Origin of the sequence: Cupriavidus phytohabitans (assembly GCF_000426345.1) — a bacterium.
Taxonomy (GTDB): Bacteria; Pseudomonadota; Gammaproteobacteria; order Burkholderiales; family Burkholderiaceae; genus Cupriavidus.
This window is the reverse complement of the sequence record NZ_AUFE01000059.1, coordinates 1-12869: the sequence shown is the minus strand read 5'-3', so window position 1 is coordinate 12869 and position 12869 is coordinate 1. Positions and strand designations below refer to the sequence as shown.

The window sequence follows — 12869 nt, the reverse complement described above, 5'->3', positions numbered from 1 at the left end:
GCGCACTTGCCGAGCGCGCGAGAAAGCCATGCGCCACAGGCGCGGCTCCACTGTCCTTCCTGCACGAGATCCATGAAGAGTTACGCTTTGCTTCCCCTGGTGCCGCTTGCACCGCTTGCGGCGGTGGTCATGGTTGCGACGGCGCATGCCCAGGCGGTCCAGCCCGCAGACCTGCGCGCGAGCCCGGAGCGGCTGGTGCAGGCCGCGGTCGAGGGCGTGATCGGCACCATCCAGTCCAATCCCGATACGCGTGCCGGCGATCTCGGCAAGATCACCGCGGTCGTGCAGAAGCAGTTCCTGCCCTATGCCGACTTCCGGCGCACCACGCGGCTGGCGGTCGGCAGCGCGTGGCGCAGCGCGACGCCGGAGCAGCAGAAGCAGCTCTACGAGCAGTTCGAGACGCTGCTGGTGCGCAGCTACGCGGTATCGCTGGCGCAGCTGCGCGAGCAGAGCGTCAGGTTCCGCTACCAGCCGGTCAAGGCCGGCAGTGGCGCCACCGACGTGGTGGTGCAGACGCGCGTGATCAACAACGCCGACGAGATGCAGATCGACTACCGGCTGCAGCGCACCGCCGCCGGCTGGCGCATCTATGACATCAACATGATGGGCGCGTGGCTGATCGAGGTCTATCGCAAGCAGTTCGCCGATATCGTTGCCCGTAGCGGCGTGGACGGGCTGGTGAATTACCTGACCACGCACAACGCCCGGCAAAACGCGGCCAGCTAGGCGTTCTCCGCCGCGCGCGCGCGGCCGCGGCGCCAGCGCCGCAGCTCCACCCACTGCCAGGACAGCAGCGCCGGCACGCCGAACAGCACCTCGCGCGCGCGCTTGACCAGCGCCAGCGCCAGCGAGACCTGCGCATCCATCCCCAGCGCCTGCCCAAGCAGCATCACCACCGCTTCCTGCACGCCGAGCCCCGCCGGCACGAAGAACGCCACATTGCGCGCGGCCTGCGTCAGCGCCTCGATCGCCAGCGCATGCCAGAAGGGCACCGGGTGGCCAAGCAGCATCAGCGCGAACCACACTTCCAGCGTGCCGGTGACCAAGCCCGCGAGTTGCCACAATACGGCGCTCACCAGTTCGTTGCGGCGGCGGTTGAGTGCGCGGATATGGGCATCCAGCCGCGCGCCGTCGATCATGGCCACCACGCGGTTGTCCTCGCCGAACAGGCGGCGTGCCGCGCCTTCCAGCTTTTCAAAGACCGCGCTGTAGCGCAGCGACAGCGCGAACAGGACCGGCACCGGCAGCGACAGCAGCAGGCCGGCCAGGATGACCCAGGCCTGCCCGCCGTCCTGCAGCGCCGCGACCAGCACCAGCACGCCCAGCGCGGAGAACAGGTACTGCGCGAACAGCGTGGTCATCACCTCGACCACCACGCTGGCGGCGACCGCGGTGGTATCGCGGATGCGCAGCCGCGTCAGGCGGATGCCGACCAGTTCGCCGCCGACGCTGACCGTCGGCAACAAGCGGTTCACGGCCTCGCGCACGGTGGCGATCCACCACAGGAAGCCCAGGCCAGCGTTCTCGTCGGGATCGGCCGAGGTCAGCAGCACGCGCCAGCCCTGCGCATCGAGCAGCAACGGCAGCGCATGCAGCGGCACCAGCGCCAGCAGCGGCCAGCCGCCCTGGGCCACAATGGCGGCGATGTCGCCGATCCCCTGGCGCACCACCAGCACGGTCAGGGCCAGCAGGCCCAGCAGGCCGGTGAGGATGGCGATGCGCTTCATGTCGGGGATCAGGCCGGCAGCACGTCGGCAAAGCCGCCGCGCCGCGTGGCGGCACGCTGCAGCGCGGCGCGCACGCGCGGAGACAGCAGCGCGGCCAGTTCGTCGGCGTGGCGGTAGCCGCGCATCGACGGGGCGATGGTCTCGCCCGACACCACCGCCGGGTGCAGGTAGATTTCGCCCACGCCGGCCGGCAGCCGCGCCAGCGCATCGAGCAGCGCCGCTTCATCCATCTGCCCGCTGCGCGCGATGCCGACCACGTAGTCGTTGTGGGCGATACCGGCGCGGGCCAGGCGCCGGCGCAGCAATGCCAGCCACGGCCGCAGCAGCAGCGGCGCGCGGGCTTCGCGCGGCAGGCGCATGGCGCGCAGGCCGTAGTCGCGGCCGATCGACAGGATCAGCGCGAGCACGGTCGGGTGCAGGTGGAAATGCTTGTGCGTGTTGACATGGTCCAGCGGCAGCCCGGTGGCGGCGAAGGCGTCGAACTGCGCGCGGATCTCGGCTGCCAGCTGGCGCCGCACGTGCGGCAGGAAGAAGAAGCGGCAGCCGTCCAGCGCCATGGCCGAGCCGAAGCGCCCCCGCGCATCGACCAGCGCCGGGATCTGCGCGCGCGGCAGCGTGGCGGGACCGTCGGCCAGCACCACGTGCAGGCCGACGCGCAGCGACGGCAGCCGGCGTGCGCGCGCGACCGCATCGGCCACGGCCGGCGCACCCACCATCAGGCTGGCGGCATTGAGCACGCCGTCGCGGTGGGCCAGTTCGACTGCCTCGTTGACGGCAGGATGCAGGCCGAAGTCGTCGGCGGTGACGATCAGCGCGCGCTGCGATGCATCGGGGCCCTGTAGCGCGTCGGGTGCCAGGATCAGGCCTCGTGCGAGCGCAGGAAGCGGAAGAACTCCACGCCTTCGCGCAGGCGCCGCTTCATCATGTCCCAGCTTCCCAGCATTTCCCGCACGATTTCCCAGATCTTGCCGGGGCGGAAGTAGAAGCGCCTGTAGAAGGTCTCGACGCCGTGGTAGATCTCCTCCTTTGACAGGTGCGGGTAGCTGATCGCGGCCAGCTGCACGCCCTGGTCGTTGACCAGGTTGATGACCTTGTTCTCTTCCAGCCAGCCGTTGTCGACCGCCTGCCGGTACAGCGTGGTGCCGGGGTAGGGCGCGGCCAGCGACACCTGGATGGTGTGCGGATTGATTTCCTTGGCGTATTCGATGGTCTTCTCGATGGTCTCGCGCGTCTCCCCGGGCAGGCCCAGGATAAACGTGCCGTGGATCTGGATGCCGAGCTTGCGGCAGTCCTCGGTGAAGCGGCGCGCGATGTCCGTGCGCAGGCCCTTCTTGATGTTCAGCAGGATCTGGTCGTCGCCCGACTCATAGCCCACGAGCAGGAGGCGCAGGCCGTTCTCCTTCATGATCTTCAGCGTGCTGTACGGCACGTTGGCCTTGGCATTGCACGACCAGGTCACGTCCAGCCTGCCCAGCCCGCGCGCGATTTCTTCCACGCGCGGCTTGAAGTCGGTGAAGGTGTCGTCGTCGAACATGATCTCCTTCACCTCGGGCATGTTCTCCTTGATCCATTTCACCTCCGCGATCACGCTTTCGGCCGAGCGCGTGCGGTAGCGGTGCCCGCCGACGGTCTGCGGCCACAGGCAGAAGGTGCAGCGCGAGCGGCAGCCGCGGCCGGTGTAGATCGACACATATGGGTGCTTCAGGTAGCCGATGAAGTAGTTTTCGATCTTCAGGTCGCGCTGGTAGACCGGCGCCACGAAGGGCAGCTCGTCCATGTTCTCGATCATTGGGCGCTGGCCGTTGTGTTCGAGTGAGCCGTCCGGCAGCCGGTAGGACAGCCCCGGTATGTCCTTGAGTGGCTTGCCGGCTGCGACATCCTGGCAGGTGTAGTCGAATTCCTCGCGGCAGACGAAGTCGATCGCGTCGCTGGCGCCGAGCGTGCCGCCGGGATCGACCGCGGGTTTGGCGCCGACCATGCCGATCATCACGCCGGGCTTGCGCTGCTTCAGCTCCTCGGCAAATTTGGCGTCGGTGGGGAAGGAGGGCGTGCTGGTGTGGATGATGACCAGCTCGTACTCGGCGGCGATATCGAGCGTCTGCTGCACCGTCAGCTCGTCGGCGGGCGCGTCGAGCACGCGGCTGCCGGGCACCAGTGCGGCGGGTTGCGCGAGCCAGGTGGGGTACCAGAACGACTTGATCTCGCGCTTGGCCTGGTAGCGCGAACCGGCGCCGCCGTCGAAGCCGTCGAAGGACGGGGCCTGGAGGAACAGGGTTTTTTTCATAGCGGCCTCTTGGTGTGGATGCCGGTGAAAGGTGGGGTGTCAGGGGAGGGGCTCGTGGACGCGCCTGCCCTCTCCCCCGCCCCCCTCCCGCACGCGGGAGAGGGGTTGTGGGAGAGGGCCGGCGCTCGGCCGGAGTGCTGCATGTCGCGTACGGAAAGCACCTGCTCGCGCCACTGCACACGCTTGCCGGCCAGCGCCATTGCCCAGCCTGCCAGCAGCAACGCATCCCGCAACGGCGCACGCAGCGCAGCGGCACAATTGCCTGCCAGCACGCTGCGGCCCATCACACCAGCGACCGCCACCGCAACCACCCACGGCAGCGGCGCCAGCCAAAGCCCCAGCGCCAGCATCGGCCAGGTAAAGGTAATAAACGCAAAGCCAAAGCCCAACGGATTCAGCGACCGGATCGTCCGCAGCCAGCGCAGTTCATGCCGCCACAGTTCGGCAAGGCGGTCTTCGGTGACATCGGTACTCACCACCACATCCGACAACACCGTCCGCAACCCCAGCCGCCGCGTCAGTTCGCCCAGCCAGAAATCGTCCGCCAGCCGGTCTGCCAATGCCTCGAAGCCTCCGATTGCAACCAGCGTCTCGCGCCGCAGCGCAATGGTCGCCCCGAAGGCAAAGCGGCGCGACCCGCCCGCATGCGCGATCCGCACCGACGGCGCGAACCACTCATCGATAAACTGCGCGCCCAGCCGCGACCAGAAGCCGCCCCTGGCCCGGCCGCGATAGAGGCAGGTGACCACGCCGACGCCGGCATCGGCCAGTGGCGCTGTCACGCGCGCCAGGTAGTCTGGCGGCACGGCGATATCGCTGTCGGCGACCACCAGCCAGTCATGCTTGGCCAGCGCAAACAGGTTGACCAGGTTGCTGACCTTGAGGTTGCTGCCATAAATGCGCGCATCCACGACCAGCGCGATATCGCAATCGGGGAAATCGCGTTGCAGCCGTGCTACCAAGTCGATCGCGGGATCGTCTGCGGCGCGCACGCCGAATACCAGCTGGAATTGGTCGTGCCGTTGCCGGCACAGCGTGGCGAGGTTGCGGTAGAGCCGCGGTTCCGCGCCGCATAGCGGCTTGAGCACGCTGACCGGCACCGCTACGCTGCTCGCGCCGGCAGGCAGTGCCCGGCGCGACACCCACGCCGCGGCCAGCGCATAGCCGGCCGACACGCAGGTGAGCGCAGCGCCGGTCAGGATAGCCGCGAGCATGGCCAGGCCCCGTGATCAGTGCGTGGCGGCGCCGTTGGCGTTGGCCGCCGGCCGGGGTGGATGGACCTGATTGGCGGACGGCTTCGCGCGCTGGATTTCCTCCAGCTTGATCTCGACGTGGCGCGAGAACACGTATTCCGCCGGCCGTTGCCGGTCCAGCGCAATGTCCGGCGCCATCGGCCCGCTGGTGCGCACGCCACGCAGGCTCACTCCCAGCGCCTTGAGCGGGTGGGCGAAGGTATCCGCCACCGCGGTGGCCTCGTAGCCGCTGTGAACCATGCAGTCGGCGCACTTCTCGTAGTTGCCGGTGCCGTAGGCGTCCCAGTCGGTCTCGTCCATCAGCTCGCGGAAGGTTTTGGCATAGCCCTCGCCGACCAGGTAGCACGGCCGCTGCCAGCCGAACACCGTGCGCGCCGGGTTGCCCCACGGCGTGCAGTGGTAGGTCTGGTTGCCGGCCAGGAAGTCCAGGAACAGCGTCGACTGGCTGAAGGCCCAGTTCTTGCCTGCGCGGCCGCGGCCGAGGATGTCGCGGAACAGCTGCCGGGTCTTGCCGCGGTTCAGGAAATGCTGCTGGTCGGGCGCGCGCTCATAGGCATAGCCCGGCGACACGGTGATGCCGTCCACGCCCAGCGCCTTGACCGAGTCGAAGAACCTGGCCACGCGCTCGGGCTCGGCATCGTTGAACAGCGTGCAGTTGATGTTGACGCGGAAGCCGCGTTCCTTGGCCTGCCGGATCGCCGCCACGGCGCGGTCGTAGACCCCTTCCTGGCACACCGAGCGGTCGTGCATCTCGCGGTCGCCGTCCAGGTGCACCGACCAGATGAAATACGGGCTGGGCCGGTACTGGTCCAGCTTCTTCTCCATCAGCAGCGCGTTGGTGCACAGGTAGACGAAGCGGCGCCGGGCGACGATGCCCTGCACGATCTCCGGCATGTCCTTGTGCAGCAGCGGTTCGCCACCGGCGATCGAGACCACCGGCGCGCCGCATTCGTCGACCGCATCGAGGCATTCCTGCACCGACAGGCGCTGGTTCAGGATCGGGTCGGGATAGTCGATCTTGCCGCAGCCCGAGCAGGCCAGGTTGCAGCGGAACAGCGGCTCCAGCATCAGCGCGAGCGGGTAGCGTTTCTGCCGCGACAGGTGCTTGCCGACGATGTAGGCGCCCACGCGGGCGACCTGCAGGAACGGAATGGCCAAGGCAGCTTCCTCTTGTTAGGTTCAGCCGGCGATATTCTCGTTGGTGCCGGCAGCGGCAGGCGCGGTGTCGGTCTCGGTGCGGGCGGCGGCCTTGCCAGCCTTGCGCGGCGCCGCGGATGGCCTGACGTCGGCCAGTTCGGCGGGCAGGCGGAATTCGGCATGCTCCTCGCGCCCGGCCATGGTGGTGACCTCGACGGGGCCCAGCTTGCGCAACGCGGCGATCACGTCCTCGACCATTTCCTCGGGAGCCGAGGCGCCCGCTGTGATGCCGACCACGTTGGCATCGCGCACCCAGGCCGGATCCAGCTCGCCGCCGTCGGCGATCAGGTAGCTGGGCACGCCGCTTTCGGTGCCGATCTCGCGCAGGCGGTTGGAGTTGGAGCTGTTGGTCGCGCCGATCACCAGGATGACGTCGGCCAGCTTGCACAGGTCGCGCACGGCGCTCTGGCGGTTTTGCGTCGCGTAGCAGATGTCGCGTGTATCGGGGCCGACCAGGTTGCTGAAGCGGCGGGCCAGCGCGGCGATGATATTGCGGGTGTCATCGACGCTCAGCGTGGTCTGCGTGACGTAGGCGACCGGCGTTTCGGGCGGCAGGTCGAGCTGCCCGACCTCGGCTTCGTTTTGCACCAGGATCACCTTGCCCGGGATCTGGCCCATGGTGCCTTCCACCTCGGGATGGCCGGCATGGCCGATCAGGATCACGGTGCGGCCGCTGGCAGCGTACTGGCGGCCCTGGGTGTGGACCTTGATCACCAGCGGGCAGGTGGCGTCGATAGCATGCAGCTGGCGCTGGCTGGCATCGGCGACCACCGCGCGGGAAACGCCGTGCGCACTGAAGATGGTCACGGCGCCGGCCGGAACTTCGTCGAGTTCTTCGACAAAACGCGCGCCTTTTTCCTTCAATCCCTCTACTACGTGCTTGTTGTGCACAATCTCATGCCGCACGAACACCGGCGCGCCGTGCTTGGCGATGGCGCGGTCGACGATCTCGATCGCGCGCACCACGCCGGCACAGAAGCCGCGGGGCTGAGCCAGAATCACCTGCATAGAGTAGACCCCCTGACCCTTTGCAACGGGTTTCAGCAATTGGGATGGCGGGATTTGCGATCCGCGAGCCGGCGCCGCACCGGAGATTCATCAGGATCACATTTCCGTCGCACGGTGGTTACTATATACCCGACACGCGCGCTTTGTCTGGCAGCGCCGTGCCGGGCCGGACTGCGGCGGCTTCCGGCCGCCTTTGCGGCGCTTGTGCCTCACCGGGAAAACGGCTTTATGACGAGAAACGATGACGTGCTGGTGACAGGAGCCTCGGGTTTCCTCGGCTCGGCGGTAGCGCGGCAGGCGCTGGCGCGCGGTTTCAGAGTGCGCGTGCTGGTACGCCCGCGGAGTCCGCGCACCAACCTTGCCGGCCTGCCGGTGACGGTGGCCGAGGGCGACATGCGCGACGCCGCCGCCGTGGCCGCCGCGCTGCCGGGCGTGCGCTACCTGTTCCACGTTGCCGCCGACTACCGGCTATGGGCGCCCGATCCGGAGGAGATCGTGCGCACCAATGTCGACGGCACGCTGGCGGTGATGGAGGCCGCGCAGCGCGCCGGCGTCGAGCGCGTGGTCTATACCAGCAGCGTTGCCACGCTGCGCGTCGCCGGCGCGCAGGCGCCGGTGGACGAAACCGCGGCGCTGCAGCCGCACGAGGCCATCGGCGCGTACAAGCGCAGCAAGGTGCTGGCCGAGCGCGTGGTCGAAAGGCTGGTGGCAGAGCGCGGCCTGCCCGCGGTGATCGTCAATCCTTCGACGCCGATCGGCCCGCGCGACGTCCGGCCCACGCCGACTGGCCGCATCATCGTCGAGGCGGCGACCGGCAAGATCCCGGCTTTTGTCGATACCGGGCTGAACCTGGCGCATGTGGATGACGTCGCCGAGGGCCACTTGCTGGCGCTGGAGCGCGGCCGCGCCGGCGAGCGCTACATCCTGGGCGGCGATGACGTGATGCTGCAGCAGATGCTGCGTGATATCGCCGAGCTGTGCGGCCGGCGTCCGCCTACCGTGCAACTGCCGCGCTGGCCCCTGTATCCGCTGGCGCATGCGGCGGAGGCCGTGGCGCGGATGACCGGCAGGGAGCCGTTCATTACGGTGGACGGGCTCAATATGTCGCGCTACCGGATGTTCTTCACGTCGGACAAGGCGCGCCAGCAGTTGGGCTATGCGCCGCGCGGGTACCGCGAAGGGTTGCGCGACGCGCTGGCGTGGTTTCGCGCGCAGGGATATCTAGGCAAATGAGAGGCAAATGAGAGGCAAATGAGCGGCACGGCTCAGGACCGCACCGGCGCCTGCGCACGCCCCTTCCACTGCCCGCCGCGCCGCAGCCAGTAGCGCCGCGCCGAGTCGATGGTCGCACCCAGGTAGAACAGCGCCGTTACCGGCAGCAGCGGCGCCAGCCATGCCGGCTGGCGGTACTCGCGCAGCATCGGCAGGTACGCAAACGCCATCGTGCCCCATGCCAGCCACGCCGGCCACAGCCGCCAGCCGCCGGCCAACGCCAGCACCGGCGGCGCCAGGTAGGTCAGCACCATGCCTGCCACCGCGCCCGCCAGCAGCAGCGGCGAGTAGCGCAGCTGGGTATAGGCGCTGCGCGCGATCATGTCCCAGAGGCTGCGCCAGTCGTCATAGGGGCGCAGCGACAGGCTGTCGTCGGCCAGGTCCAGCCGGATCGCGCCGCCGGCCTTGATGCGCGCCGCCAGGCTGCAGTCGTCGATCAGCTCGGCGCGGATCGCGGCAAAGCCGCCGATGCGCGCCAGCGCCGAGCGCCGGGCCAGCATGCAGCCGCCCGCCGCGGCAGCCACGCGCGAGCGCGGGTCGCGCACCCGGGCAAAGGGGTAGAGCTTGGCAAAGAAAAACACGAACGCGGGCACGACCAGCCGTTCCCACGCCGATTCACAGCGCAGCCGCACCATCAGCGAGACCAGGTCGCGCTGCTCGTGCCCGGCACGCGCGACCAGTGATGCCAGCACGCCGGGGCCGTGCCAGATGTCGGCATCGGTCAGCCAGACATAGCGCGCGTGCGGGGCGATGCGGTCGGCCTCGGCCAGCCCCTCGGACTGGGCCCAGACCTTGCCGCTCCAGCCGGCCGGCAGCTCGCGCGCTCCGATCACCGACAGCGCCTGCGGGCGTGCGGTAGTTGCGGCGGCCGCGCGGGCGAGATCGGCGGTGCCGTCCTGGCTGTGGTCGTCGACCACCACCAGCGTGAGCCGTCCCGGATAGCGTTGGCCGAGCACGCCCGCCACTGCGCGTGAGATCGCCGCCGATTCATTGCGTGCCGGGATGATGGCGACCACCTCCGGCCATTGCGCCGGCGCCGGTGCGGCGGCCGGCTTGTGTACGCGCCAGAAGCCGGCGCGCAGCCAGAGCAGCCCGCACCAGACCGCCAGGGTCAGGCACGACAGCGCCAGCCCGGTATCCATGGCTACTTCACGAGACGGCGCGCCAGGCGGGCCAGCCGCGGCACGGTTTCCGGGCGCAGCAGGCGCGCGTCATAGCCCGTCATGCGGCGTTCGTTCTCTGCCAGGCACAGGTCGATCATGGCACCCGGCGTCAGCGCCTCGCCCAGCGCGCCGGAGCCGTTCATGGTGAAGCTGGCGTCCTGCGCCACGCCGTCGGCGTCGATGCCGCGCGCGATGCCGATGCGCTCCCACACCAGGAAGGCCCACACCCGCGCCACCTTGAGCGCGAACAGCGGTCGGCGCCACCACGGCAGGTTGCGCCGGTACCAGGCGGCCCAGTTGACGAAAAACAGGATGTGGCGGCCTTCTTCCTGGATCACCGGCTCGAAGGTTTCGACCAGCTCAGGCGGAAAGAAGCCGGAGCGCTTTGCCGCGGCGAACAGGCCGAAGGCGAAGAAGCTGTCGATGCACTCGCTGTAGCCGGTCACCAGCCAGCCCCATTCGGGATCGTCCGGCGGCGGGTAGCCGGGCTCGGGGGCGAGGGCGATGCCGTAGGCCTCGACCAGCTTCGACAGCACCACCTTGTGGCGCGCCTCCTCGCCGCCATCCATCTCCAGCGCGCTGCGCAGCAGCGGTTCTCCGACCGTGCCGGCGAAGGTCTTCACGCGCACCGAGGCGCGGCCTTCGGTCTGCACGGCGATGTCCCAGATCGGCAGCGAGGTGACGCGATGCAGCGCCTCGGGCGACAGCCTGGGCCAGTCGATGACGGCGGGTTTGTAGGGGTTGTGGGTCTGCAGCAGCATGTTGCAGAACATCTGCAGGTGCTGCGCGGAGCCGATGCGCACCGGCCCCGGGGTGGGGTCGGTCCAGTGGCGCATGGCGTGGTCGGCCTGCTCGACGGCGGTACGCGCCACGGTGGCGGCCACCGCGACGGCGCGGGCTTCGGCGTCGGCCGCGCTGTTGCGGCGCGGCGCGGCGCAGGTGTCAGGCATCTCGGACATTCGGCCCCCTGGCGGTGGATTGCCCGGGGCCATTGTAGCGGGGTGCGCCGTCGCGCGCACCGCGCGTGCCGTTGCGGCAGCGTCACGCGCGGTAGCTGACCGGCCCGCGCGAGCGCATGTCCAGCGCGTAGTAGCAGATCGTCAGCAGCACCAGCCAGCCCGGGCCCACGAACAGCGCCACGCGCGTTTCCGGGAAGTAGGCCATCAGCGCCACCACCAGCGCCAGGAAGGCCAGCGCGATGTACGAGCCATACGGCCAGAACGGCATGCGGAAGGCCAGCGCCTTGCGCCCGGCCGCCGACAGGCTGCGGCGGAAGTTGATCTGCGTGACCAGGATGATGGCCCAGGTCCAGACCGCGCCGAAGGTGGAGATCGCGGTCACCCAGACGAACACCTTTTCCGGCACCAGGTAGTTGAGCAGCACGCCGCACAGCAGCGCGGTGATCGACACCAGCAGCGCCCGGCGCGGCACGCCGTTGCGGTCGACCTTGGCGAAGGCCGCCGGCGCCTGGCCCTGCAGCGACAGGTTGTACAGCATGCGCCCGGTGCTGAAGATGCCGCCATTGCACGACGACAGCGCCGCGGTCAGCACCACGAAGTTGATGATGCCGGCGGCGGTCTTGATGCCCAGGCGCTCGAAGGTCAGCACGAACGGGCTGCCCTGCGCGCCGATCTCGTTCCACGGGTACAGCGACAGGATCACGAACAGCGCGCCCACGTAGAAGATCAGGATGCGCCAGAACACCGAGTTGATCGCGTCCGGGATCGACTTCTTCGGGTTGCGCGCCTCGCCGGCGGTCAGGCCGATCATCTCCACGCCCAGGTAGGCGAACATCACCATCTGCAGCGACATCAGCACGCCCGAGGCGCCGTTCGGCATGAAGCCGCCGTCCGCCCACAAGTTGGAGATGCCGGTGGCGACGCCGCCATTGCCGAAGCCGAACATGATCATCGCGCCGCCGCCGAACAGCATCAGCACGATGGTGACGATCTTGATCATGGCGAACCAGAACTCGAACTCACCATAGGCCTTGACCGCCATCAGGTTGACCGAGCCCATCGCGGCCAGCGCGGCCAGCGCCCAGATCCAGCGCGGTACGTCGGGGAACCACATGCCCATGTAGATGGCCACGGCGGTGATCTCCGCCACGCAGGTCACCAGCCACAGGAACCAGTAGTTCCAGCCGGTCAGGTAGCCCGCCAGCGGGCCCATGTGGTCCTGCGCGTACCGGCAGAAGGAGCCGGCCACGGGGTTGTGCACGGCCATCTCGCCCAGCGCGCGCATGATCAGGAAGATCATCGCGCCGCCGATCAGGTAGGCCAGCATGATGGCGGGGCCGGCCATCTTGATGGCGTTGCCGGCGCCCAGGAACAGGCCCACGCCAATGGCCGAACCCAGCGCCATCAGCCGGATATGGCGTTCGCCCAGGCCGCGTTGCAGGTGCTCTGCGCTTGCACTCATCTTTCGTTGTCTCCGTATGGTCAGAATGGCCGCGCCGGCCCTTGTGGGGCTGGCGGGAGCAGCAAATTTTCGCGTTCGCAACGGGGCCGTCATCGTGCGCGGTATCCAGTCATACCGCGCAATCCGCTTGCGCCGGAGACGCTTCAACCGTCATGGGGTGTGCGGCAGGCCAGATGCCGCGAACGGAAAATAGCGGGCAGGTTAATGAGTCGGACCTGAAAAATTCAGTCTGAGAGCTCAGCGTGACTGAAAGGCGGAGGATTCTGGGCCCTCATCAAACGACTGCGGCATGTGGGCTGAGTCGATTGGCGGCATCGGTGGCGAACCGGGCCATCCCTGTGAGCAAAGCTAAGACGAAAAAAAGCCCGCGGATACCGAGGCGGGCAATGGCCCGCAGCAGCCAACGGAGATTGAAGCCTGCGGCACAGAGGATCGGATGGACAGTGTCACCGATTTCGCCTTTCAACCAGTTCCGGCGCATGCCATGATCCGCTTTGACATGACCGATGACAGGCTCGACTGCCTGGCGACGTTTGAGCATTCT

Annotated in this window: 12 protein-coding genes; 2 read left to right on the top strand and 10 right to left on the bottom strand. The window is 68.5% G+C overall.

The window, feature by feature from the left end; translation table 11 throughout:
- Window positions 1-72 precede the first annotated feature (72 nt).
- Window positions 73-726, top strand: a complete 654-nt coding sequence (locus K309_RS0127635) for an MlaC/ttg2D family ABC transporter substrate-binding protein (RefSeq protein ID WP_029049391.1) — start codon at window positions 73-75, stop codon at window positions 724-726.
- Here K309_RS0127635 and K309_RS0127630 read toward each other — a convergent pair.
- Genes K309_RS0127630 through ispH form a run of 6 tightly spaced genes read right to left on the bottom strand, consistent with a single transcriptional unit; the run spans window position 723 to window position 7469 of the window.
- Window positions 723-1727 (bottom strand): lysylphosphatidylglycerol synthase domain-containing protein, encoded by a 1005-nt coding sequence (locus K309_RS0127630; RefSeq protein ID WP_029049390.1) that lies wholly within the window; start codon window positions 1725-1727, stop codon window positions 723-725. The genes K309_RS0127635 and K309_RS0127630 overlap by 4 nt on opposite strands.
- Window positions 1728-1735: 8 nt before the next feature.
- Complete coding sequence (gene hpnK / locus K309_RS0127625) at window positions 1736-2539, bottom strand: hopanoid biosynthesis-associated protein HpnK (RefSeq protein WP_029049389.1); 804 nt, start codon at window positions 2537-2539, stop codon at window positions 1736-1738.
- 47 nt (window positions 2540-2586) lie between these two features.
- Window positions 2587-4011: a hopanoid biosynthesis associated radical SAM protein HpnJ gene (gene hpnJ / locus K309_RS0127620; protein WP_029049388.1), complete on the bottom strand. Its 1425-nt coding sequence runs from the start codon at window positions 4009-4011 to the stop codon at window positions 2587-2589.
- Window positions 4008-5225, bottom strand: a complete 1218-nt coding sequence (gene hpnI, locus K309_RS37635; protein WP_035878476.1) for a bacteriohopanetetrol glucosamine biosynthesis glycosyltransferase HpnI — start codon at window positions 5223-5225, stop codon at window positions 4008-4010. Before hpnI ends, hpnJ begins: the two co-directional genes overlap by 4 nt.
- Window positions 5226-5240: 15 nt before the next feature.
- Window positions 5241-6422 carry an adenosyl-hopene transferase HpnH gene (gene hpnH, locus K309_RS0127610; protein ID WP_029049387.1) on the bottom strand — a complete coding sequence of 394 codons (1182 nt, stop codon included), beginning with the start codon at window positions 6420-6422 and terminating at the stop codon, window positions 5241-5243.
- 21 nt (window positions 6423-6443) lie between these two features.
- Window positions 6444-7469: a 4-hydroxy-3-methylbut-2-enyl diphosphate reductase gene (gene ispH / locus K309_RS0127605; protein ID WP_029049386.1), complete on the bottom strand. Its 1026-nt coding sequence runs from the start codon at window positions 7467-7469 to the stop codon at window positions 6444-6446.
- Between the two features lie 228 nt (window positions 7470-7697).
- On the opposite strand from ispH, the gene hpnA reads away from it, so the two are divergent.
- Complete coding sequence (gene hpnA, locus K309_RS0127600) at window positions 7698-8702, top strand: hopanoid-associated sugar epimerase (RefSeq protein ID WP_029049385.1); 1005 nt, start codon at window positions 7698-7700, stop codon at window positions 8700-8702.
- Between the two features lie 32 nt (window positions 8703-8734).
- On the opposite strand, the gene K309_RS0127595 is transcribed toward hpnA, so the two are convergent.
- From K309_RS0127595 to K309_RS42570, 4 genes are all read right to left on the bottom strand, one after another.
- Window positions 8735-9883 (bottom strand): glycosyltransferase, encoded by a 1149-nt coding sequence (locus K309_RS0127595; protein ID WP_029049384.1) that lies wholly within the window; start codon window positions 9881-9883, stop codon window positions 8735-8737.
- A gap of 2 nt (window positions 9884-9885) precedes the next feature.
- Window positions 9886-10854: a hypothetical protein gene (locus K309_RS0127590; RefSeq protein ID WP_029049383.1), complete on the bottom strand. Its 969-nt coding sequence runs from the start codon at window positions 10852-10854 to the stop codon at window positions 9886-9888.
- Window positions 10855-10945: 91 nt separating this feature from the next.
- The gene (locus K309_RS0127585; RefSeq protein ID WP_029049382.1) at window positions 10946-12325 is read right to left on the bottom strand and encodes an amino acid permease; all 1380 of its coding nucleotides are present in this window, start codon (window positions 12323-12325) and stop codon (window positions 10946-10948) included.
- Between the two features lie 274 nt (window positions 12326-12599).
- A partial coding sequence (locus K309_RS42570; protein ID WP_500784382.1) for a transposase occupies window positions 12600-12869 on the bottom strand: 270 nt, incomplete at its 5' end.

Excerpts from the sequence above, each read along its gene's own strand:
- K309_RS0127595 (WP_029049384.1), bottom strand. The coding sequence starts at position 9,883 with ATGGATACCGGGCTGGCGCTGTCGTGCCTGACCCTGGCGGTCTGGTGC.
- K309_RS0127635 (WP_029049391.1), top strand. The coding sequence starts at position 73 with ATGAAGAGTTACGCTTTGCTTCCCCTGGTGCCGCTTGCACCGCTTGCG.
- K309_RS0127585 (WP_029049382.1), bottom strand. The coding sequence starts at position 12,325 with ATGAGTGCAAGCGCAGAGCACCTGCAACGCGGCCTGGGCGAACGCCAT.
- hpnA (WP_029049385.1), top strand. The coding sequence starts at position 7,698 with ATGACGAGAAACGATGACGTGCTGGTGACAGGAGCCTCGGGTTTCCTC.
- hpnJ (WP_029049388.1), bottom strand. The coding sequence starts at position 4,011 with ATGAAAAAAACCCTGTTCCTCCAGGCCCCGTCCTTCGACGGCTTCGAC.
- ispH (WP_029049386.1), bottom strand. The coding sequence starts at position 7,469 with ATGCAGGTGATTCTGGCTCAGCCCCGCGGCTTCTGTGCCGGCGTGGTG.
- K309_RS0127630 (WP_029049390.1), bottom strand. The coding sequence starts at position 1,727 with ATGAAGCGCATCGCCATCCTCACCGGCCTGCTGGGCCTGCTGGCCCTG.
- hpnI (WP_035878476.1), bottom strand. The coding sequence starts at position 5,225 with ATGCTCGCGGCTATCCTGACCGGCGCTGCGCTCACCTGCGTGTCGGCC.
- K309_RS0127590 (WP_029049383.1), bottom strand. The coding sequence starts at position 10,854 with ATGCCTGACACCTGCGCCGCGCCGCGCCGCAACAGCGCGGCCGACGCC.